Raw genomic sequence first — 23,156 nt, 5'->3', positions numbered from 1 at the left:
CGCTTATGAAACATCATTACTTACAGCTGATCGTTTTATTATTCTTTTACCAGCTTTCTTTTTCACAAAGCGATTGCGTGGAAGCCATAGTAGTATGTGGAAATTCCGGTTTCAGCGGATTAACGGTGACGGGTATTGGCGTACAGGAGCTCAATAACGGCATTACCTGCGGCAGCAGCGAAAACAACACTATCTGGCTCAGGCTCGATATCGCTACCACCGGAACACTTGGCTTTACATTGATTCCGGAAAGCGATGACATTACTGAGGATTTTGATTTTTTTATGTTCGGGCCAAATGCGACCTGCAATAACCTGGGGACCATCCAAAGATGCTCCACTACCAATCCCCTGGCAACGCAGCAGGCAAACAACCATACCGGACTTAACAGCACCGAAACTGACGTGTCCGAAGGCCCCGGAGAAGATGGGAACAGTTTTTTAAGCATGCTCGACGTGACCGCAGGCGACACATATTACCTTATTGTGGACAGGCCTGTAGGTATCAGTAATTTTTCAATTGAATGGACGGGAACGGCTGGTTTTTTCGACCCGCCTACTTTTGATCTGCCCACGGGCGTTACTTCATTGGATATCAAAAAATGTGATGTCGATGGCACAAATGATGATTCCACGCCATTTAACCTGTCCGCGAACACGCCATTAATTACAGGAAATCAGTCGAACGTCGCTGTCACTTACCATATCACGCAAAACGATGCTTTGGTAGGCTCCAATGCCATTGCCAATACAGGTAATTTCATAAATACACAAAACCCGCAAACCATCTACGCACGTATTGAAAACAATACCACGCACTGTTTCAACAATTCTGAGTTTATCATTTCAGTAAATAATATTGAATTTCCGGTAACCGAATCTGCCATCTGCGATAATACAAACGGGGATAATGATGATGGCAACGGTCAGGCATTTTTTAATCTTGATCAGGTAACGCAGGACGTTTTCGCAGGAAATGACCTCAACGGCTATGATATCAAATATTACCGAAACCAGACTGACGCCGACAACAACCAAAATCCGTTGCCGCAATCTTTTTATAACACGGTGCCCAACATGCAGACAGTCATCATCAAAGCGATAAAAGGACCCTGCACCAGCACTGCTGAAATACAACTTATCGTAAATCCGCTGCCGCAGAAAATCACCGGGCACTTTTTTCAATGTGATTTTGAAGATCATCCTGACGGCATCACCGTTTTCGAATTGCAAAGGGCCGATGGTTTGTTCACCACTCCGAATCCCGGCATTACTGTGCAGTATTTTGCCAGTATGACTGACGTGCAAAATAATGATCCTTTGCCCGCTTTTTATACAAATACTACCAATCCCCAGCCTGTTGTCGTCATGCAAACCAATCCGCAAACGGGCTGTATATCCTATTCCACATTGGTACTCCATGGCAATACTGATGAGATCCAGCCAGACATCATATTAAACGCCTGCGACATTCAGGGGCAGGAAAACGGCTTTACGACATTCGACCTAAACGACAGTAATATTGCCCCGGTGAACGGGCAGACACTCGCTTATTACAATACTTCGGATGAAGCGCTGCTGCAGGAAAACCCGATCAGCAACACCAGCGCTTTTCCCAATCCGGAAGCTTACCTGTCCTTCGTGTACGCCAGGATCAATGACGGTGACCTGGATTGCAATATCATCAGACGCATTCGCCTGGTTGTCAATACACTGCCCAATATTGTGGTACAAAGCGACGGCAATGACTTTGTGTGTTCCAATAAACCTGATGAATTCATCACGATTGATGCCGCGGTACTGGACCCGTTTTTTGGCGATTATGAATATCTCTGGGAATATAATGGGATTCCGTTTCATATGAATACGTATTCCGTACAGGTCAATCATCCAGGGACTTACAAAGTGACTGTAATCAAGCCCACCGGATGCCGGAAGGTGCGTACCGTAGAGGTTTTTCCCTCGGTGGATGCGACAATTGAATCAATTGACATACAGGATATCACTTTCGAAACCAATACTGTTACCGTAAACCTGACTCCTGGCAGCATCGGGAATTATGCATACAGCATGGACGACGAATTCGGATCGTTCCAGGAGTCAAATTTCTTTGATAACGTCGCTCCGGGAATCCATACGGTATATGTAAAAGACGAAAACGGCTGTGGCACCGTTTCAAGGCTGATTGCCGTACTCGGGATTCCGCAGTACTTTACCCCGAATGGCGATGGAATTCATGATTTCTGGCGTATTGATGGCGTAGATGTGGTTTTCAATAAAGAAACCAATGTGTTGATATTCGACCGTTTCGGTAAATTCATCAAGGAAATTGCAAGGCATGACACAGGCGGATGGGATGGAACTTTCCTTGGCCAGCCCTTACCTTCAGACGATTACTGGTATGTCCTGAACCTGGAAGACGGACGCATTATCAAAGGCCATTTTGCCTTAAAAAGATAAAGAATATTACACAGGTTTTGCTTCCAGTTTTTCACGCCATTTCATAAAAGGCTTTTCCACCGCAAAATAAAAAACCGAGGCAAGGCCCAGGGTACTCATCAACGAAAGTACATACATGAGTGGCATCGAAATGTCATCAACCCCTTTATTGACAAGGAAAACAATCGCTATCTCATGGGTAAGGTAAAAACTGTAGGAAACCGTTCCTAAATAAACGAGCCATTTCGGACTTTTAATTACATGGTTTTTATTGACCAAAAAAGCGATGATCATCACAAAGTAAATGGCAAAAGGGAAATATTCCAGACTTTTGCGCTCCATCCGGAAAAAATAAAGTAATATCGGAATTCCGGCCATGAGCAAATGCTTTGCGCCAATCCTTGTAAACCATTTGCTGTTGTTAAAATGCATTACACCGGCAAGGCATCCCAAAGCAATGCAGTCATAACGGTAAAAATGCATCAGCTTGTAAAGAAATTTTCCTGAAAAACCCGGGAATAATACGCAAGCGTATTTTATGGCTACGAATAAAATAATGAAGACATACAGCAGGAGTGTCAGTTTTCTTTTTGCCAAAAGTACAGCCAAGGGTATCACCAAATAAAATATTTCCTCTACGCCGATGGACCACGTAGGCTCTGCAAAAGGCAATATTACCCTTTGGAACGATGGTATCTGCGGCAGGAAGAAGAAATAATACGCATAATATTCAGGCGCATCATGCGCATTTATAACTGAAGGCGGCATCGTAAAATGCAGTGCATCGATGTGTGGCAATACGAATATGGCAAGTAATATAACCGTATAATACAACGGCCAGATGCGGAAAATCCTTGCCCTGTAAAACCCACGCAAATGCCATTGCCCACTTTCCATCCGCCTTAAAATCGTAAAGGTGATCAGGTAGCCACTGAGCACGAAAAATCCGACCAGCGCCACACGCCCCAAGTGATATACCGCAGGATTATTGTATACCTGGTTTCCGCGGAAATACAACCGGATCAGATTGACATGACTGATGAGCACCATCAGCGCGAGGGCACCCCGCATTGCGTCCAGGCTTAATATTTTATGTCTTGCTGTATTATTTTCTGTAGGATCCGGCAATTTCAGGTATTGTTTGCTTGTTATTTAAAATTAGGATATTTCACTCCCAGTCAGGTTTATTTTATCCAATAAATTCACTTCAGGGTACTAAAGTAAGCCATTCATGCTATAGAAAAAGGCAGGTTTATGGCCTGCCTTTGGTATTATTTCTCAAGATTCTTTTTAACGTTTGCTAGGTTCTTTTCATACGCATCACCTACGAAATATCTTCCTATAATAGAGGAAAGCCTTCCCATCGGGTAAGCCGCCTTCCCATAAAACGTACAGGTAACCTTGGATTTTTCACCTCCTGCTCCCTCCACAACCATCGACGCTTTGGCCTGGTCGGTCATGGGCTTGATGAAATTCAGGTCGACATCAATCCTGTTGTCGCTGATGGCTGCAATGGTCTGGCTGCCTTCGCCCATTTTCTCGCTTTTCCATGCAGATGATGCGCCCACAGTACCATCAACTCCTGTATAAGTCATCTGGATTTTCGGGTCTTCCATTACCCAAACACTGTATTGTTCCTGGTTTTTCAGTGATTTTACATAATCGAACACTTCCTGTTTCGGGCGGTTGATTTCAGCAGAGCGGCTTACCGTATATTCTTCCGGAAGAAAGAGGGCCACGATCAGCAGCAACACAATAAGGGCCACGATTGCAATTAAAATTTTCTTCAGTATTTTCATAATGATTTGTTGTTGGTTAATGATACTAAAATAGTAAAAAAGGTGCAGGGTACAAGTTACAGGGTTCAATTTGCAGCTCTGGAATATCAATTAGCGCCATTTTTATTTAACTTTGGGCCCTTATCCGGTACCTTGTACGTGAAACTTTTAACCAACAAAAAAATGATCTCCCTCCAAACCATTATCGAAACTGCCTGGAATGACCGCTCCTTATTACAGAATACCGAAACCACTGCCGCCATCCGCGAAGTGATTGAATTGCTTGACACCGGAAAATTACGCGTTGCCGAGCCTGTTGCCCATGGCTGGCAGGTAAATGAATGGGTTAAAAAGGCGGTCGTCATGTATTTCCCAATCCAGAAAATGGAAACGCTCGAAGCCGGGATTTTCGAATATCATGATAAAATCCCGTTGAAGCGGAATTATGCGGAAAAAGGCATCCGTGTAGTCCCTAATGCGGTAGCAAGGCACGGTGCTTATATTTCCAAAGGCGTTATCCTGATGCCAAGTTATGTAAACATCGGTGCTTATGTTGATGAAGGCACGATGGTCGATACCTGGGCCACAGTGGGAAGCTGTGCACAGATAGGGAAAAACGTACATTTGAGTGGAGGCGTCGGTATCGGAGGGGTATTGGAACCTTTACAAGCTGCTCCCGTAATCATCGAAGACGGTGCTTTTATCGGGTCGCGTTGCATTGTCGTAGAAGGTGTCCGTGTAGAAACGGAAGCGGTTTTAGGTGCCAATGTATGTCTTACAGCTTCCACCAAAATCATCGATGTAACCGGGGTGTCACCCGTTGAGATGAAAGGCGTGGTCCCTGCCAAATCCGTAGTGATCCCGGGCAGTTATACGAAGAAATTTGCAGCAGGCGAATACCAGGTGCCGTGCGCCCTGATCATTGGGAAAAGAAAACCCTCAACCGATTTGAAAACGAGTTTGAACGACGCGCTTCGGGAGTATGATGTGGCGGTTTAGTGGCTGAGTGGCTGAGTGGCTGAGTGGCTGAGTGGCTGAGTGGCTGAGTGGCTGAGTGGCTGAGTGGCTGAGTGGCTGAGTGCAAAATTAACTTTCTAAACAATTCAAAATACTTTTTAAACCTTTATTAAGATACAGATGGCTCAGCAACTCAGCAACTCAGCAACTCAGCAACTTCAAAAAAAATTCCTCGTCATCCAGCAGAAAATGATTGGCGATGTACTCGCTACGAGTATCATCTGCAATAACCTGAGGCAACGCTATCCTGAAGCCCAGGTGGATTATCTTGTTTATCCGTTTACACAGGCGGTAATCCTTAATAATCCGAACATCGACAATGTAATCCTGTTTGATGATAAATACCGGAAAAGCAAAATGGCATTGTTCCGTTTTGCGATGCACCTGCGTAAACAAAAATATGATGTGGTGATTGATGCTTACGGAAAAACGGAAAGCAACCTCATCGTTTTATTTTCCGGTGCGAAAGTGAAATTAGGCTTTTACAAAAAATATACGCGTTTCCTTTATACCGATACAGTTAAGGAAATCCCAGCACCACTTACCAACGCAGGCACGGCTTTGGAAAACCGCATCAACCTGCTCAATCTCCTGAAACCTTCGACTGCAGCAGCAGACATTAAACCAAAAATCTGGCTTACCGATGCTGAAATTGAAAATGGCAAAGCGATATTGAAACGGCACCACATCAACATGGCAGACAATATCATCATGATTGGAGCACTCGGAAGCGGCAATAACAAAACCTACCCTTTCCCATTCATGGCGAAATTGCTGGATTACATGGTTAAAAAAACCGGTGCCACTTTATTGTTCAATTACATGCCGTCACAAACCCAGCAGGCGAAAACCATCTACGGCTTGTGCCTGCCGGAAACACAGCAAAAAATACGGCTGGATGTGGTTCCCGGAAGCATCCGCGAATTTCTTTCCATCACTTATCATTGCAAAGCTTTGATTGGCAACGAAGGCGGTGCGGTAAACATGGCGAAGGCCATCAATATCCCTACGTTTACCATTTTTTCCACCTGGATCAAAAAGGAAGCGTGGAGCTCGTTTGAAGATGGAAAAATCAATGTTTCAGTACATCTTAAAGATTTTAAGCCTGAATTGTACGGCGAAAAATCTCCCAAGGACATGAAAAAGCAGGCCATGGAATTGTACCAGGAATATTCCCCTGAGTTGATTATACCTGTATTAGATAAATACCTGTCTGGTTTTTAAGCGGTTTTTTCGCCTTTGATGATGCCGAAAGGAGACCAGGAAAGTTTTTTCTCCTTCACTTCTTTACGGATGGCTAAGTTTGCCGCCAAAGATTCCGGCGTTTTATAACTTCGCGCATGGTCGAGGTGCAGGCACACGGCTTTGTGGCGGATCTGCAATCCCTTTACACCGAAATTTTCAAGCCTTTCCCCGAATTCACGATCGGGGCCGCCATATTTCATACGCTCGTCATAACCGTTAATCGCAATCATGTCCTCACGAAAACCTGAAGAATTGCAATTATTGAACGAAGGATTTGTTGGCGTAACGGTATCGAGGATGTTGCCCAGAAGACCGTTGGAAGACAATTTCAGCGTTTGCGAAAAGCCCAGCTTGCCTTTCGTCTTAAGCCATTTTACATTAAAACAACGCCCTGAAAGAATATCGTCCCCGGTGATTTCTTCGCTCACCTGCATATTTAACTTGCAGTAACCGCCGGAAAGGAAACGCCCTTTTTCAGCATATGCTGCATGTACGGCGACAAAATCCTTGCGCGGAATACAATCGCCATCGGTCATAATAATGTATTCATTTGCCGCCTGCATAATCGCAATATTGAGGATTTCCTGCCTGCGGTAGCCTTTATCCTCATGCCAGAGGTGCCTGAGCGGGACGGGGTAAGTCTGTGCATAACCCTCAATCAGGTTTTTAGTAGATTCCCTTGAACCGTCATCTGCCACAATCACTTCAAAATCACGGTAAGACTGGTTGCTGTAGCCTATCAGGACTTTTTCAAGCCATTTCTCTGCATTGTAAGTACTTATGACAACGGTTATCTTCATGGGCTGGCGTAGTTGGCTTTTGATTTTTCGGAAACGAATATACACAAATTCCGTTTAAGACTCAAAATCCGGTAAATTTGAGTTTTTTTTGAATTAAACCTTTGCAAAAATAGTAAATAAATTATATTTGTTGAATATTTAATATTGAATGGAATTTAAGCCGCAAGCCAACATATCGGTTCTTATCATCACGTTAAATGAAGAGGTACACATGAAGGAATTGTTAAGTGACCTCGACTTCGCAGAAGAAGTAATCGTAGTGGATTCCTATAGTACAGACAAGACAAAAGCCATTTCGGAATCTTTCCCGAACGTTCGGTTTATTGAAAATAAATTTGAGAATTTTACGAGCCAGCGCAATTTTGCCATCAGCCAGGCAAAAAATGACTGGATCCTTTTTATCGATGCCGATGAGCGGCTCACGCCAGAACTCAAACAGGAAATCATCGATACCGTAAAACGCAATGACAGCGACATCAGCGCCTACCTGTTTTACCGCAAATTCTTTTTCAAACAGCAACAACTGCATTTCAGCGGATGGCAGACTGACCGGATTTTCAGGCTCTTCCGGAAAGACAAGGCTCGTTACACGGCCAAGAGGCTCGTACATGAAAAACTGGATGTCAACGGACGCATTGCCGTGTTCAAAAATAAGCTGATCCATTATTCTTATGCGGATTATGAATCTTATAAAACGAAGATGATCGCCTACGGAAAACTGAAAGCCATGGAGAAATTCCGTTCAGGATTCAAGCCGACCATTTTTCATTATTTCGGGCATTCCGCTTACAACTTCCTGTACCAGTATCTGGTAAGGCTTGGCATACTTGACGGCAAGAAGGGGATTATCATCTGCTACCTGAACGCACTCAGCGTGTCCCATCGCTACAAGGAATTAAGGCGGCTGTACCAAAGCGCTCCAAAATAAAAAACATGATCGATGTTTCCATAGTCATAATCAATTACAACACGTCGCTTTTGACTTACAATTGCGTCGTTTCGATTATGGAGACTACGCCAATGGAAATCAGCTACGAAATCATTGTGGTTGACAATGCCTCTAAAAAAGAGGATTTCCTCGATCTGCAGCAGAAACTGGATGCGCTCCACAATGACAAAATCCGACTGATCCGCAGCAGGATCAATACCGGTTTTGCTTCGGGGAATATGTTCGGGGTACAGTTTGCATCCGGAAATTACCTTGCCTTCATCAACAATGATGTCGAGCTGACCGCCGATTCTTTCACCCCGCTTTTCCAATATTTCGATGCGCATCCTGATACCGGCGTTATGGGCATACAGCCTGTTTTTGCTGATAAACGGACACAGGTGGCTTTCGGGCATTTCGATACGTTCAGCAACAGGTTTTTCGGGTATTGGCTTTATGAAAAACTCAATCCTACCAAAGCAAAACGCCATAAAGTGTATACGGAACCCGTCCAGACCGATTATGTCGTAGGCAGTTTCATGCTTTTTAAAGCCGCGCATTTCAACGCTATCGGCGGATTCGATACCAATATTTTCCTGTATTTTGAAGAAATGGACATCTGCAAAAGGCTGCTCAACCACAACCTTAAGACAATTTTCTTCCCTTCCATCGATTATGTGCACATTAACGGTGCAAGCACCAATTTAGGGTATACAAAAAAGATCGAGCTTAAGATTTCACATCTTTATATCGTCCGCAAAAACCATGGCTTCTTCAGTTATGCGCTGCTAAAGGCTTTTTTCATTTTAATCTTTCTGTTCAAATCCATTTTCAATCCAAAGCACTTCAGGCTGCTGTTCAAATTGATTGCGCTCGGTCCGCCTATGGCCTCCTCCATCAGGCACCAGCAGAAGATCCAGCCATAAAAAAACTGCAGTGGTTTACAATTTCTTAAAGGAATTTTTATCGTAAATTCGCAGTCTTACAAATGCATTTTCTTATGGACAAAACCCAGAAGTGGCAAAATTTCATTAAAGAACTGGGCAACCAGATTTTCTTTTGGTTTTTCGGAATTGTTTTCTTCACGCTTTTCAGGATTACTTTCATTTATATTTTCAGGAAACAGCTGGGCGCTTCCGCAGATGGTGGCGAAATATTCAAGGCATTGTCTTCCGGCTTCAGCTTCGATTGTACTGTGATGGGCTACTTCCTGATCCTGCCTTTCCTGCTGCTGCTGATTTTTTCACCATTTGATAAATTCAGGCCGGCGATCATCAGCCGGAAAATAGTACAGGTGCTTTTTGTAATCCTTTCGACGATTATCTGCATCATCACTATTGGCTATTTCCAGGAATACCACGACCAGTTCAACAACTTCCTGTTCCTGGCATTGTATGACGATCAGAAAGCCGTTGCCAAAACGCTGATGGCCGATGAGTACCATCCGGTACTCAATATGATGACTTTTGTGATTGTCCTCATCACCGGAATCCTGATATTGGTTTATTCCGAACGACGCGACGTATTATACCGCATCTTGCAGAAATTCAGTTTCAGGTACAGCAGGCCGATTTTGGTCATCCTTGTCATAGCGCTGTTTGTGTGCAGTTTGCGCGGATCGTTTTCCTCAGTTCCCGCGATTCGGAAATGGGCCGGTGTTTCCAAAGATGCCTTCCTGAATAAAACGATTGTCAACCCGTTCCGGTCGCTTAAATATGCTTTGGAGGATTTCGATGAACTGAACCTGCTCGAGGGGAAAAATCCTTTCTTAAGCGAAAAACAGTTCAATGCCGATTTTCCACAGGCCAAAATCACCGATCTGCTTGAAAAAACCGCACAGGGTGCCACAATCGAAAAGCCGAAGCAGATTTTCCTTGTGGTCATGGAAAGCTACGATTCATGGCCATTAATGGACAAGTATAAACCTTTTAAATTTTCGGAAAACCTGAGCCGCATTGCTGCAAACGGGACGCAGTTCACCGATTTCCTTCCTGCCGCCAATGCCACATTTGATTCGTTTGGCGCTATTGTGACCGATGTGCCGCACTGTGGGGTAAACATCAGCCAGCTTGGGACGGTAAACGAGCCTTTTGAAACTTCGATTTTTAAGCAGTTTAAAAAATTAGGTTATGAAACCAATTTGTTCTACGGCGGATTCTTATCCTGGGAAAATATCGGTGATTTCTGCAGGTACCAGGGCGTGGACCGCATTTTTTCGGGTGTTGATGCCGGAGGAAAATCCGATTCGGGCGATTGGGGAATTGAGGATGAGAAGCTTTTTAACCTCGTATTGAAAAATACGGATCCGACGAAAAACTCGCTGAACATTATCCTGACTTCGAGCTATCATCCTCCTTATGCAATCGATATTTACGCCAAAGGATTCTCATACCATACTGAAAATGATTTTCCGTCAAGCGTCCGCAAATACTATGATGGTGGCATGACGATGAAGGAAATGGGGCATTTGTGGTATGGTGACAAAGCGATTGGGGGATTTATGGACACGGCTGCAAAAAAATACGGCGACGGGCTGTTCTGCTTTACGGGCGACCATTATGGCAGGCGTTTTATCAACCACAACCCGAACCTTTATGAAAAGTCGTCGGTGTCGTTTATCATGTACGGGAAATCAATCCCAAAATCAATCAACCGAACGCCTGGAAGCCATGTCGACATTATGCCTACATTAATTGAAATGATTGCGCCGAAAGGCTTCAAATACTATAGTTTCGGGTCTTCTTTATTTGATAAGGCGAAAAATAAAGCATTTGGGCTGGACAAAATGGTGGTGCCGGATGAAATGTATTATTTCCCGAAAGAAGCCAAGATCGAGAAAATCAACCTGCGTACTTTTGGCGAAAGCCGGATGGACAACAGTCCGCTGACCGATGATTACAACCGCTATATGGCATTGACCTGGCATTATACGATGAAGGGAAATAACCTGAAGGCAACAAAGAAAAAAAACATCAAAACGAATTGATTATGGGCGATATCAACCAGGAAGTGCACCAGGCTTTTGAAGTGATCCAGAACGGCGGCATCATCCTCTACCCTACTGATACCGTTTGGGGAATTGGCTGTGATGCTACAAATGAAGAGGCAGTTGCCAAAATATTCGCGCTTAAGAAAAGGGCGGAAACCCAAAGCATGATTGTACTGATGAACGGCGAAAAAATGATGTATAATGTGTTTAAGGAAATACCCGAAACCGCCTGGCAGATTATCGACCTGAGTGAAAAACCGACGACTTTGATCCTTGACAATCCGCGGAATGTCGCGAAGAATGTCATCAGCCCGGACAATTCTTTAGGCGTGCGTATTGTAAAAGAGCCATTTTGCTTCAAACTGATGGAACGGATGAAAAAACCGCTTGTATCGACATCGGCGAATATTTCAGGCCAGCCGACACCGAAAAGTTTCAAAGAAATCAGTCCGGAAATCATCAATGGCGTGGACTATGTTGTAAATTTGCACCGTGATAAGATCGGTGGGAATCCGTCAGCTATTATCAAACTGACGAATGACATGCAGGTTAAGATTATCAGGAAATAATTGACAATTTACGTTTTGGTTAAGACACATTATAAGGAAGCGCTTCACAATAAGGTTTTTGAGATTATCAGTAATGCTGCTGCAGCATTGGGCGTTGACAGCTATGTCATCGGTGGATTTGTAAGGGATCTGATCCTGGACAGGGGCACCAAAAAAGATATTGATATCGTCGCGGTGGGCAGCGGAATAGCATTGGCACAGCAAGTTTCCTCGATGTTGCCAAAAAAAACGAAAGTCCAGGTTTTCAAGAATTACGGCACGGCCATGCTGCGTTTCGAAGATACCGATATCGAGTTTGTCGGTGCGCGGAAAGAATCTTACCAATCCGACAGCCGCAATCCGTTAGTAGAAGACGGTACGCTTGAAGACGACCAGAACCGTCGCGATTTTACAATCAATGCGTTGGCACTTTCGCTGAACAAAAATAATTTCGGTGCACTTCTTGACCCTTTCAACGGATTGGAAGATCTTGACCAAAAAATCATCCGTACGCCATTGGATCCTGATATCACCTATTCTGACGATCCGTTGCGGATGCTGCGTGCAATAAGGTTTGCGACGCAATTGGGCTTCCGGATTGAAAAAAACTCCTTAGATTCCATTTCAAAAAACAAAGAACGGATCAGGATTATTTCCGGCGAAAGGATTGTGGAGGAACTCAATAAAATACTTGCCGCCGAAAAACCTTCAGAAGGATTCATATTACTTTACAAAACCGGATTATTAGATATTATTTTACCGGAGCTCACTGCGTTGAACCAGGTAGAGGAAATTGAAGGCCATACCCATAAAAACAATTTTTACCATACACTTGAAGTCGTCGACAACATCAGTAAAAATACTGAAGATGTATGGCTACGCTGGGCTGCGCTGCTGCATGACATCGGAAAAGCGCCGACGAAACGCTTTTTCAAAAAGCAGGGCTGGACATTCCACGGGCACGAATTCGTTGGCGGGAAAATGACTAAAAAGATCTTCGAGCGGTTGCATATGCCTTTGAACCAAAAATTGAAATTCGTGCAGAAAATGGTGATGATGAGTTCGCGCCCGATTGTTTTGTCACAGGAAATCGTGACTGATTCGGCTGTGAGGAGACTGGTTTTCGATGCGGGTGAAGATGTCGAAAGCCTGATGATCCTTTGTGAAGCTGATATTACGACGAAAAATCCGGTGAAGTTCAAGCGGTACCACCAGAATTTTGATTTGGTACGCAAAAAAATTGTTGAGGTGGAAGAACGCGACCACGTACGCAATTTCCAACCACCGATTACAGGCGAAGAAATTATGGAGATTTTTAACCTGAAACCGTCACGCGAAATCGGGGTACTGAAAGAAGCTATTAAGGAAGCAATCCTTGAGGGCGATATTCCGAATGAATATGATGCCGCGTATCGGTTTATGATGGAAAAGGCTGGGAAAATGGGGCTCAAAGTAGCAAAGTAGCAAAGTAGCAAAGTTAAATTATATACGCCAGACAGATGAAAACATTCAGAGATTTATTAATATGGCAAAAAGCCATGAACTTAGTAACCGATTCTTATACCATAACCAATGCCTTTCCAAAAAATGAGCAGTTTGGCCTGACTTCACAGTTAAGAAGGTGTGCTGTTTCCATTCCGAGTAACATTGCGGAAGGTTTTGGAAGAAATACAAACAGAGATTACCATCGCTTTTTAAAAATCTCTTTAGGCTCTTTATTTGAATTTCAAACCCAAATTGAGATAGCTTACAACTTAAAATATTATTCAGAAACAGAATTTAATAATATATATGAAAAAAGCCGGGAAATTGAACGTATGTTAAGTTCATTTATAGACAAAGTCAGGAAAACTTTGTAACTCTGCTACTTTGCAACTCTTATGAAAAAAAACTTCTTAATTTTCGCTAAAACTTCACTGATCCTCGTTTATCTCGTCATCATCGCCGGAGCGCTTGTCCGCATGACCGGCTCCGGAATGGGTTGCCCGGACTGGCCGAAATGTTTCGGATATTACATCCCGCCTACAGACATCAAGGAACTCACCTGGGCTCCAAACCGTGGATTCGAAGAAGGGCAGGTCATCATCAAAGACGAAAAATTATGGGTAGCCAAAGACGATTTCACAACCGGGCAAACTTACGATGCTTCGCACTGGCGGCCGTATACAAAACACGATTACGCCGATTTTAACCCTACACACACCTGGATTGAATACCTGAACAGGCTCGCTGGGGCTCTGGCAGGATTCGCGGTGTTCCTGATGGCAGTATTTTCATTTGCATTTTGGAAAGGAAATAAAAAAATAACACTTCTTTCGTGGCTGACGGTCATCATGATGGGGATACAGGGATGGCTGGGTGCCAGAGTGGTGTATTCGGTGTTAAATCCGGTAAAAATTACACTGCATATGGTCGTCGCACTGCTCATTGTTGCCGTGCTGCTGTACATTATCCGGAAAGTAAAAGGAAACCGTGCCCATATGATTTACGATCCCCAATTCAGCAGGCTGATGGTTTTTGCGTTGTTCCTGACATTGACACAAATTGCGTTGGGAACGCAGGTGCGCCAATTTGTAGACGAACAAGTCGGTGAGCTCGGGCATCACAATATTGACGATTCATTAATTAATCCCCCGATAATCTTTTACATCCACCGCTCCTTTTCGATTTTGGTTTTTGTGCTGACAGTTTGGTTGTTCATGCTCAATCGAAATAAAAAACTGGGCTTTGGCAAAATGAATGCCGTCATGGGAATGATTATTTTTGAAATCCTTTCGGGAATCGCTATATATTACCTGGATTTTCCTTTTGGATCGCAAACGGTTCACCTGGTCATAGCATCATTATTGTTCGGATTGCAATTTTACCTCTGCATGGAATCTGCGGAAGCGAAACACTCAAAAAATATATTGTAACAATCGCAAAAAATTCCGTAACAGGATTCAGGGCTTTTAAACCCATTTTTGTAACTGAAAAAGAAATTATTTAGTTACAAAAAACAAAAGCTATGCCAAATTCGACAGAAATTAAAGGAAACTGGGAAGAGTTTAAAGGAAAACTCAAACAGAAATTTGCCGACCTGACCGACGACGATTTGTTGTATGAGGAAGGTAAAGAGCAGGAAATGTGGGGAAAATTGCAACAGAAATTAGGAAAAACCGAGAAAGAGATAAAATCCTTGTTCGACTAAACCGCACACAACACAACCATTGCTGTTTCGTTTTAAACCGCCGTTCTAAACGCGCTAGTTTAAAGCGAAACAGCTTTTTTTTAAGTGGTCAGATGGGAAATCTCAAGAAAATAAGAAACTTTAACAAATGGTGTGGATTTTGCGTAATGGAAATCAGCTGGAATTTCTTAGGGACCGCAACCACCCCTTCCCTGAAGGTAAAATACAATTTTTCCGCGACATGGCATTGCGTAAAAGACGTACTTAATGTTAAAACTAATCCTGAAATTTTACATTACAGGTTAACTAATCCACGTTTTAAAATCCGAAACTTTCTCACGGCTTACGACAACTTCATCTGCTTTGTAGGTGGGCAAAATCAAGCGCAACCTCGAATTGCTGTACACTACGATTTCACGGATGCATTGCAACGGCACGATGAATTTACGGCTGATGCGATAGCATTTCGAAGGATCCAATTCCTGCTCTAAACTTTCCAAAGTACTTTCAATCAAATAATCACGGTTGTCAGTCGTATGGATGTAAGTGCCTTTATTTTCGCTGTAAAAACATTCGATTTCATCAATTGCAATGACTTTCATATGCTGGCCGATTTTCACCGTAAACCTGTTTTTATAAGTCTTTTCAGTAGGGTTTGAGAACATTTTCCGGATGGCTTCGAAGTCGAATGGATTTTGTTGTTTTATGGCGCGGAATTTATGCAATGCCGCTTCCAGATCGTCTTCGTCAATCGGTTTGAGCAGGTAATCGATGCTGTTGAGTTTGAACGCACGCAAGGCATATTCGTCATAAGCCGTGGTAAAAATCACCGCGCTTTTGATGTCTACTTTTTCAAAAATTTCAAAAGAAAGCCCATCAGAAAGCTGGATGTCCAGGAAAATCAAATCCGGATGCGGATTGTTCCGGAACCAGAAAACAGCTTCTTCTACCGAATGCAGCATGGTTGCAGACTGTAATCCCATTTTTTCCAATTTGCGCTGCAACAGCCTTGCGGCGGGTTTTTCGTCTTCGATGATGATCAGTTGCATTTATTCCCAGTTTTGTGATTTTCGTTCCTTGTCAATAATCTGGCGGATTTTGTTTTCTTCCCATTTCGGCCCGAACAGCAAATGTGGCCCGAATACGGAAAGGGCGTGTGCTGCAAGCCCAATTCCCCACGACAATGCCATCCAGAAATTTTTCAGCTTCCAGAAATCGGCACTGGTCTTTACCTCATAATAAACCGCTGCCAATGCCGCCAGGTTGATTACGATATATACAAAAAAATGCACATAAAAACCTTTGATCCGTTTCACTTTCTTTTCGGCATAAGCGTAATTCTCGTCTACAAGGGAATCGCTATATCGGCTGGATTTATAAAGTTTCATATTATTCTCCTTTGAATGATTCGTTGCGTTTTTTCTCTTCTTCCATGAACTGTCGTATTTTGCGCTCCTCCCAGTCTTTTCCGAAGAAAGGCGTGAAACCATATACTTTCATTGCATGGAACAGCACCCCGACTCCCCAGCCGAACATCGGCCAGAAAAACCACAAATGCTCCGGTGATGTCATCAGGTTCAGGATCATCAACCCAAGATTCACTACAATATAGGAAACTAAGTTTCCATAAAAACCTTTGAGTTCATCAACTCTTTTCTTTGCAAGGCGGAAGCGTTCTTCCTGTTCGTAATGTGTTTGCATGATGTTATTTTTTAATTCCACGTATGGTTGTTTTCCCGTTTGTTCATGATCTGGCGTATTTTCCTGTCTTCCCATTTTGAACTGTATCCGAATACTTTGAACGCATGCATTGTCAGCCCAAAACCCCAGCCGGCAACGGAGAACCAAAACCAGTGGAATTCCGGCGAATAATTCAGGTTTACGAATATCAGCATCGGGATAATGATGCAATACGAAAGCAGGTTGCCATAAAATCCTTTAAGTTCCTCTACCCTGTTCTTTGCGCGGTAATAGGCGTTATTCTCATTATATTCTGGAGTACTATCCATGGTGAGTAGTTTTGTAAGAATTGGAATTTTTACTGTAAATGAATGTTCACCTTGTTCTACATACACTGCTTTTTTGGTGATAATCGCATATCGGCTGACGATGTTCTGCAAACCTACGCCACGCCTGTCCTGCAGCACTTCTTTTTTCTGAAGGTTATTTTGGATATACAGATAATCATCTTTAATGAAAATCCTGATGTGCAATGGCCTTGTTTCACTGACCACATTGTGCTTTACCGTATTTTCGAGCAGCAATTGCAAGGAAAGCGGTACGACCTTCGCTTCAGGATTGCAATCGTTTTGGGGCAATTCGTAAAAAAGGCTGTTTTCAAAACGCATCTTTAGCAAATTCATATAGGTTTTTGCAAAAGCCAGTTCCTCTTCAAGGCTCACCAGTTCCTTATCTTTTTGCTCCAGAACATAACGGTAAATCTTGGAAAGCGACGTGGTGAATTTCTGTGCGTTCTCGGGATTTTCCTCGATCAGGGAACTTAAGACATTCAGGCTGTTGAACAGGAAATGCGGATCAATCTGGTTTTTCAGGCTTTCGAATTGCGCCGATGCGGTACCGGCGATGATCTTTTGCTGCACAATCTTTTTCTCATTTAGCGCCTTGTAAAAATATATGAGATGGAAAACCAGTGTAATGATAATGGTGACAATCAGCGGAACGATGTAAAATTTCAATTGTTCTTTCTGCATGAAATCATGTGCATCCTGCCCTTCCAGCGTTACATTGATAAAGAAACGGACGAAGAATATACCTATCAACGACAGTAAAATGCTTCCTGCTGCTCCAATAAGTATCCGATATTTGCCATATTTAACCCATACAACCTCATTGTTCAGGTATTTGAAATACAGCGAATTGATTATTGTAAGACTAACTCCGTAAATACAATAATATCCGATTTCCCTTGCCAGTGCACTATCAAAAACCAATTGTTTGCCAAACGCCATTTCTATTCCTTTGAGTGCAAAGAAAATGACGATGCTTATAATAAAGCCTCTTATGACAACCTGGAAAATTTTCTGTATTAACATGGCAAAGTATCTTTTCGAGATTATTTTTTACAAGCTTCCTGTGTCTGCAAAGCCCTGTCAAGTCCCCAGCTTGGCGAGAATTTATTCTCCGGTTTGAAGGTTGCGAAAAGTCCGATCGCGCGGTCCACTTCAGCACACATAGGCTTGGTATCGGTACCCCAGAATTTCGCGCCTCCGATCTCAAATTCGGCTTTACAGAAAACTACCCTTGGATTTTCAGGAGCAATCTTGATGGCCTGCTCGTAAACCTGCATCGCTTTAGCGCCATATTTCTGTCCGTTGGTCATCGGGTCATACACTATCCAGGCAGTGTAAATCATGGCCTGTACTACTAATAATTCAGGATTTTCAGGTGCTTTTGCCAGTTCTGCATCGATGGCATCCTGGGCTTTATCAAGCAGTGCGCTTAATTTTTCTTTGTCCTGGGTCGTGAAAGCTGCGGTCACATTCACCAAGGCTACGTAATAATTTGGAAGCCAATTGTCTTTTTCTGCGGAAGCAATCCTTTCAAACATAGCCGAAGCCTCGGTGTTTTTGCCTTCTCCCCACAGTTGGAAAGCCTTGCCCATGCCTTCCTCATATTTTCCCTGGCCAAAGAAAAGGCTGGTAACGAATAGCGTAATGATGGTAAAAAATTTTGTCATGATGTTGATTTTTAAATGATTATTATTTTGTTGTACAAATGTAATCCTGTGATTATCGATTTAAAATTAATGCTGACTGAACTGTCGTTTTTTGATGATGAATTGCTAGCTTTCAGCTGAAAGCTATAGATTATCCAACTGGTTGCTTTTCTTATCCTTACTGATGGTCCAGAAAAAGCCCACGAAAAAGAACCTGTCGGCCGTTGGCGTAACCGCTCGGCTTTGATAAACACCGTTCGCATCAGGAGCATTGGCATATTCATACCCAAACACATTATTCGTCCCGAGTACATTCGAAATTGAAAAATACAAAATCTTTTGCTGGCTCAGTAAATACGCCCAGCTCAGGCTCAGGTTGTTGTAAGATTTCGTCCTGCCTTGCATGAATCCCGTTTCGTTCGGGTTGTTGTATGGCCTTCCGGAATTAAAGCTATTCGTAAACCCTACCTGCGATTTCAGGCTTTGTATCCAGTATTTGGTAACCAATGATGCGGTATGTTTTGACACAAACCTCGGCGTTACCTCATAAGCAAAATCCCTGTAATCGCGTTGCGTATCGATGTAAGAATAGGAAAACCAATATTCGAGGTTTTTGATGTTTTTGTTATCACGCCAGAAGAGATCGATTCCTTTGGCATACCCGAAACCGTCATTGCTATATGTTGTCGGTGTAAATTTTACCAGATCATCATACTTTTTGTAATATCCTTCGGCGCGGAAAGTCTGCCCGTTCCTCGCATATTGGTAATTCAGGATATAATGCTGTGTTTTTTCATTTTGAAATTGGTTTGAATATTTAATATAATCCTGCTTTGGAGCCTGTACGAAATCGCCATAAGCAAAAGATACCGTCCCGAATTTACTCACTTTATATGCCAGCGAAGCCCTTGGCATAAAGGCCGACTGGTCTAAATAATTGTTATCTGAAGCGCGGAAGCCGAATTTTCCCGCCAGTTTTTTGGAAAAGAATACATCGGCTTCAACATAACCTGCCGCGATATTGGCATCATAACCTGAAGTGTACCGCGCGCCGCCGAATTGCTGGAAATGCTCATCAAAAGTGGTGATGAAATAATCCGCACCGAAATTCAGCTTCACGTTATCAGAAAAGCTTTTTTTGAGTTTCAGTTTCATATGCGTCGCATTTTCGGTATTGTCTACATCGTCTTCATCAATCCCGATGTCATTTTTGCCCAAACCGTGGCTCAGTCCGGCCACGAGCTGCCAATTGTCACCAAAATAACCTTTATACATGGTATTGAAATAAAAATTATTGTTCTGAAGGTTGAAACGCACCTTTTCAGGCTGGTTGATATCGACCTGGTTCAGGCTGAAATTTGAAGCATCAAAAGCGCCGTACACTTTCAGCAATCCATTATTTTCAAAATGATAGCGATAGACGGCTTCACCGGAAAGCGACTGGTAAGGCTTGTTCCAGTCCACCGCCTGCGGAACGGCAGCCTGGTATGCGGTGAGGTCAATAAAAGCCACGTTTACGCTCAGCGAACTTTTCTTCCACATCTGCGTGTTGCCCACGCCGAGGCCAACTGTCATAAGGGAAACATCTGTCTTTTCCTGTTCGGGGTCGTCAGTGGTATTGAGAAGCAAAACGCTCGACAAAGCTTCACCGTATTCCGCTGAATAACCCCCGGTTGAAAAGGAAATCCCACTGAAAAGGAATGGCGAAAACCGCCCGCGTGTCGGAATATTATTTGCGGAAGCGCCATAAGGCTGCGGTACCCTGAGCCCGTCAACAAAAGTCTGTGTTTCATCGGATTCGCCGCCACGAACGAAAAGGCGGCCGCTTTCGCCCACGGTCTGTGTGCCTGGCAAAGTCTGTAATGCCGCCACAATATCCCCTGCAGAACCCGCCGTAGTGACAATATCCAGTGGCTTGAGTACTGAAACGCGTGCTTTATCGCCAGCTTCAAAAGTACCCGCGTTGATGACTACGGTATCAAGCGAATTCAGGCTTTCCTTAAGCGAAAATGTTTTAGGGACATAAGCATTTACTTCAAAAGTTTCGGAAACGGCCATGAAAGCGAGGTAGGTAATCTTCAGCGTTGCGGTTCCCGTCTCGGTAGTCGTGAATGAAAAATTCCCTTCTGTATCGGTTGTGGCACCGTCGTAAGTGCCGTCAAGGAAAACGTTGGCACCGTTTAACGGATTTCCTTTCGGATCGGTGACTTTGCCTGAAATTTTCGTTTGGGCAAACCCCGCACTGACAAGCAGCAACATAAAAAAAGTAAGGATTGATTTCATAAGATGTTTTTTGGTACCGCAAATGTGCAATCTTATCCTTTGCAATAAAACTATTACTGACTGAAATGTGGAATTTTGATGATGAATTGTAAGGAATAATAAAAAATAGTTTTATTTTGATGCTTCCAAAAACAACACATGAAAAAATACCTTCTATTGCTTATATGCTTTCCCGCTATAGCACAAATTGAATTTGTCCCCGGATATTTTATTGATAATAACAACAAGACGACCACGTGTCTGGTGCGTGACGAAGGATGGAAAGACAATCCGGTAACATTTCAATATAAAATGTCGGCAGCATCTGAAGCAAAGATTGGACATATTTCAGAAGTTTCCGCATTTGGGGTTGATGACGGTACGCAATTCAGGCGGTTTAAAGTCGATGTAGACCAATCGTCCAATGAAATTAATGCTTTAAGTGCTTCTAAGCAACCGGAATTCAGTGAACAGACGCTGTTCCTGAAATACCTTGTTGAAGGTGACATCAGTTTGCTGTCTTATGATCAAGGCAATCAACGACGGTATTTCATATATAAAAAAGAAACGGACACAGTCGAACAGCTTATCTGCAAAAATTATCTTGTAGACGCGACAACGATCGCTGAAAACAATTATTTCAGGCAACAATTGTTCAACGCCCTGAAATCGGAACAGCTTACTCAAAAAGATTTTCAAAATTTGGAATACCGTCAGTCTTCCCTTATTCCCATCTTCGAAAAATATTATGCGGGCAGCGGACAAACCTTCACCAGTAAAGAAAAACAGATTTCAAAGGGTTCACTACACTTTTCAGTTAGCGGCGGCATAAATTTCTCCGGAGTTTCGTTCGAAAGCCCTACTGTTGATGCCAATACCGGTGTCCATGCTACGCCCGGCATTGGGGTTGAATTGGAGTCGGTGCTGCCTTTCAACCATAATAAATGGTCATTATTTGTAAACCCGAATTTTCACCGGTTCGAATATGATGGGTCGGTATCAAATGTGAAACTTGAAGTGGATTATAAAGCCGTGAATATCCCGCTGGGCTTCAGGCATTATATGTTTTTACAAAAACAATCACGACTTTTCATTGACGGTGGTTATAACATCGGGGTTACATTGTCATCTACTTTGAAGTATGGCGGAACGGAATTCAAGCTGGAAAAAGGTTCCAATATGTTTCTTGGTTTTGGATACAATTATAAGAAATACAGCATAAAATCGCGATACAACTTTGTGCAGGGCCTGATCAGCTCTCATACCTGGTCAATTGGTTATGGATCGATACAGCTCATGCTTTCCTATCAAATATTTTAAATTTATGAAAAACCTGTATTTACTATTGTTGGCACTCATTGCATTGCCGGTTTTTTGCCAGGAAACCAAACCGGTTTATGATGAAGTGCTGGCCAAAAAACTTAACGCCGATTCGCACGGCATGCGGAAATATGTGTTCTGCCTGCTGAAATCAGGAACCAATACTACCGCAACGCAGGAAGAGCTTAAAGTCCTTTTCGAGGGCCATATGACCAATATTAATAAAATGGCTGCTGATGGCAAACTTTCCGTGGCAGGGCCTTTCGGTAAAAACGACCGCAATTACCGCGGCATTTATATTTTTAATGTCAATTCGGTTGAGGAAGCAAAGGCCTTGACAGAAAATGATCCGGCCATAAAAGCCAACATCCTGGAAGCCGAATTTACGCTGCTGTATTGCACTGCCGCATTACAGGAAATTCCGGAGTTACACGAAAAAATCGCAAAAGAAAAATACTAACAATGTTAAAAAAAATCGTCCTGGCAACAACAGCGCTGGCCCTATGTTCCTGCCACAAAGAATTAAGTACGGCACAAATTGATGCTGTGATCAAAAAATATGACACTGAGGATTTTTCCGCCTTAAAGAATTCCTATGTAGGCTATCGCGGAAAGGATGAAACTGCCAATGTCATGCTGATGGTGGCCGAATTCGACCTGAATTGTCCCGCATACATTGCAACCATTTATCCTAAAACCAAGGAACTGGTTAAGACTGATGACCACCTCATCAAAGAATCCGATAAAAACTGCGCTTCCTATTTTAAGAAAGAGCAAATCGCTGATTATACGAAAGCATTCCTGAAATATGATTTGAAGGTCATCGGGGTAGACGCGGCAGGCAACGTTTACATCAATCCGACCGAACAAGATCTTCCCAATCTTTTAAGGATCGTTCCCGGAACAACGCCAAAAGACTTGAAGGATTTTAAAAAGTACAAAGGAAATTGGTATTTAAGGAAAGAATAAAAAGCCGGGCAGTCAAT

At 43.1% G+C, this 23,156-nt stretch carries 23 protein-coding genes; 14 read left to right on the top strand and 9 right to left on the bottom strand.

What is annotated here, in order from left to right; all coding sequences use genetic code 11:
- Positions 1 to 5 precede the first annotated feature (5 nt).
- Positions 6 to 2,459 (top strand): T9SS type B sorting domain-containing protein, encoded by a 2,454-nt coding sequence (locus HYN49_RS09235; protein WP_108903842.1) that lies wholly within the window; start codon positions 6 to 8, stop codon positions 2,457 to 2,459.
- 6 nt (positions 2,460 to 2,465) lie between these two features.
- Here HYN49_RS09235 and HYN49_RS09230 read toward each other — a convergent pair whose 3' ends face one another.
- Both HYN49_RS09230 and HYN49_RS09225 read right to left on the bottom strand, forming a co-directional pair.
- Positions 2,466 to 3,566, bottom strand: coding sequence for an acyltransferase family protein (locus HYN49_RS09230; RefSeq protein WP_108903841.1), 1,101 nt, complete (start codon positions 3,564 to 3,566; stop codon positions 2,466 to 2,468).
- Positions 3,567 to 3,709: 143 nt separating this feature from the next.
- On the bottom strand, positions 3,710 to 4,237 hold the full coding sequence (locus tag HYN49_RS09225) for an SRPBCC family protein (protein WP_108903840.1): 528 nt from the start codon (positions 4,235 to 4,237) through the stop codon (positions 3,710 to 3,712).
- 162 nt (positions 4,238 to 4,399) lie between these two features.
- Between HYN49_RS09225 and HYN49_RS09220 the strand changes: the two genes are divergently transcribed.
- Both HYN49_RS09220 and HYN49_RS09210 read left to right on the top strand, forming a co-directional pair.
- On the top strand, positions 4,400 to 5,215 hold the full coding sequence (locus HYN49_RS09220) for a 2,3,4,5-tetrahydropyridine-2,6-dicarboxylate N-succinyltransferase (RefSeq protein WP_108905016.1): 816 nt from the start codon (positions 4,400 to 4,402) through the stop codon (positions 5,213 to 5,215).
- Positions 5,216 to 5,353: 138 nt separating this feature from the next.
- The gene (locus HYN49_RS09210) at positions 5,354 to 6,457 is read left to right on the top strand and encodes a glycosyltransferase family 9 protein (protein ID WP_108903838.1); all 1,104 of its coding nucleotides are present in this window, start codon (positions 5,354 to 5,356) and stop codon (positions 6,455 to 6,457) included.
- Here the strand turns inward: HYN49_RS09210 and HYN49_RS09205 are convergent.
- Positions 6,454 to 7,278, bottom strand: a complete 825-nt coding sequence (locus HYN49_RS09205; protein WP_108903837.1) for a glycosyltransferase family 2 protein — start codon at positions 7,276 to 7,278, stop codon at positions 6,454 to 6,456. The genes HYN49_RS09210 and HYN49_RS09205 overlap by 4 nt on opposite strands.
- 148 nt (positions 7,279 to 7,426) lie before the next feature.
- On the opposite strand from HYN49_RS09205, the gene HYN49_RS09200 reads away from it, so the two are divergent.
- From HYN49_RS09200 to HYN49_RS09165, 8 genes are all read left to right on the top strand, one after another.
- Positions 7,427 to 8,206 (top strand): glycosyltransferase family 2 protein, encoded by a 780-nt coding sequence (locus HYN49_RS09200; RefSeq protein ID WP_108903836.1) that lies wholly within the window; start codon positions 7,427 to 7,429, stop codon positions 8,204 to 8,206.
- A gap of 5 nt (positions 8,207 to 8,211) precedes the next feature.
- Entirely contained in the window at positions 8,212 to 9,132 is a 921-nt protein-coding gene (locus HYN49_RS09195) for a glycosyltransferase family 2 protein (protein WP_108903835.1), read from the top strand.
- A gap of 74 nt (positions 9,133 to 9,206) precedes the next feature.
- Complete coding sequence (locus HYN49_RS09190) at positions 9,207 to 11,192, top strand: LTA synthase family protein (protein ID WP_108903834.1); 1,986 nt, start codon at positions 9,207 to 9,209, stop codon at positions 11,190 to 11,192.
- 2 nt (positions 11,193 to 11,194) lie between these two features.
- The gene (locus tag HYN49_RS09185; RefSeq protein ID WP_108903833.1) at positions 11,195 to 11,764 is read left to right on the top strand and encodes an L-threonylcarbamoyladenylate synthase; all 570 of its coding nucleotides are present in this window, start codon (positions 11,195 to 11,197) and stop codon (positions 11,762 to 11,764) included.
- 15 nt (positions 11,765 to 11,779) lie between these two features.
- The gene (locus HYN49_RS09180) at positions 11,780 to 13,207 is read left to right on the top strand and encodes a CCA tRNA nucleotidyltransferase (RefSeq protein WP_108903832.1); all 1,428 of its coding nucleotides are present in this window, start codon (positions 11,780 to 11,782) and stop codon (positions 13,205 to 13,207) included.
- A 35-nt stretch (positions 13,208 to 13,242) separates the two neighbouring features.
- Positions 13,243 to 13,602 carry a four helix bundle protein gene (locus HYN49_RS09175; protein WP_108903831.1) on the top strand — a complete coding sequence of 120 codons (360 nt, stop codon included), beginning with the start codon at positions 13,243 to 13,245 and terminating at the stop codon, positions 13,600 to 13,602.
- A gap of 21 nt (positions 13,603 to 13,623) precedes the next feature.
- Complete coding sequence (locus HYN49_RS09170; protein WP_108903830.1) at positions 13,624 to 14,658, top strand: COX15/CtaA family protein; 1,035 nt, start codon at positions 13,624 to 13,626, stop codon at positions 14,656 to 14,658.
- Between the two features lie 92 nt (positions 14,659 to 14,750).
- The gene (locus HYN49_RS09165) at positions 14,751 to 14,933 is read left to right on the top strand and encodes a CsbD family protein (protein WP_108370737.1); all 183 of its coding nucleotides are present in this window, start codon (positions 14,751 to 14,753) and stop codon (positions 14,931 to 14,933) included.
- A gap of 281 nt (positions 14,934 to 15,214) precedes the next feature.
- On the opposite strand, the gene HYN49_RS09160 is transcribed toward HYN49_RS09165, so the two are convergent.
- The 6 genes from HYN49_RS09160 to HYN49_RS09135 form a co-directional block, all read right to left on the bottom strand.
- Entirely contained in the window at positions 15,215 to 15,961 is a 747-nt protein-coding gene (locus tag HYN49_RS09160) for a LytR/AlgR family response regulator transcription factor (protein ID WP_108903829.1), read from the bottom strand.
- Complete coding sequence (locus HYN49_RS09155; protein WP_108903828.1) at positions 15,962 to 16,300, bottom strand: 2TM domain-containing protein; 339 nt, start codon at positions 16,298 to 16,300, stop codon at positions 15,962 to 15,964.
- A gap of 1 nt (position 16,301) precedes the next feature.
- Positions 16,302 to 16,613 carry a 2TM domain-containing protein gene (locus HYN49_RS09150; RefSeq protein WP_108905015.1) on the bottom strand — a complete coding sequence of 104 codons (312 nt, stop codon included), beginning with the start codon at positions 16,611 to 16,613 and terminating at the stop codon, positions 16,302 to 16,304.
- 11 nt (positions 16,614 to 16,624) lie between these two features.
- Positions 16,625 to 17,965: a histidine kinase gene (locus tag HYN49_RS09145; protein WP_108903827.1), complete on the bottom strand. Its 1,341-nt coding sequence runs from the start codon at positions 17,963 to 17,965 to the stop codon at positions 16,625 to 16,627.
- 20 nt (positions 17,966 to 17,985) lie between these two features.
- On the bottom strand, positions 17,986 to 18,609 hold the full coding sequence (locus HYN49_RS09140; RefSeq protein WP_108903826.1) for a tetratricopeptide repeat protein: 624 nt from the start codon (positions 18,607 to 18,609) through the stop codon (positions 17,986 to 17,988).
- A gap of 123 nt (positions 18,610 to 18,732) precedes the next feature.
- Positions 18,733 to 20,871: a TonB-dependent receptor gene (locus HYN49_RS09135; RefSeq protein ID WP_108903825.1), complete on the bottom strand. Its 2,139-nt coding sequence runs from the start codon at positions 20,869 to 20,871 to the stop codon at positions 18,733 to 18,735.
- Positions 20,872 to 21,009: 138 nt separating this feature from the next.
- On the opposite strand from HYN49_RS09135, the gene HYN49_RS09130 reads away from it, so the two are divergent.
- The 3 genes from HYN49_RS09130 to HYN49_RS09120 are packed head-to-tail and all read left to right on the top strand — an operon-like array spanning position 21,010 to position 23,139.
- Positions 21,010 to 22,170, top strand: a complete 1,161-nt coding sequence (locus HYN49_RS09130; protein WP_108903824.1) for an outer membrane beta-barrel protein — start codon at positions 21,010 to 21,012, stop codon at positions 22,168 to 22,170.
- A gap of 4 nt (positions 22,171 to 22,174) precedes the next feature.
- A complete protein-coding gene (locus HYN49_RS09125; RefSeq protein WP_108903823.1) occupies positions 22,175 to 22,630 on the top strand; it encodes a YciI family protein in 456 nt (151 codons plus the stop codon).
- Positions 22,631 to 22,632: 2 nt separating this feature from the next.
- Positions 22,633 to 23,139, top strand: a complete 507-nt coding sequence (locus HYN49_RS09120) for a hypothetical protein (RefSeq protein WP_108903822.1) — start codon at positions 22,633 to 22,635, stop codon at positions 23,137 to 23,139.
- Positions 23,140 to 23,156 lie beyond the last annotated feature (17 nt).

It is taken from the genome of Flavobacterium pallidum, from assembly GCF_003097535.1.
Lineage (GTDB): Bacteria > Bacteroidota > Bacteroidia > Flavobacteriales > Flavobacteriaceae > Flavobacterium > Flavobacterium pallidum.
The sequence above is the reverse complement of the archived record's forward strand: the minus strand, read 5'-3'. Positions and strand labels throughout refer to the sequence as shown.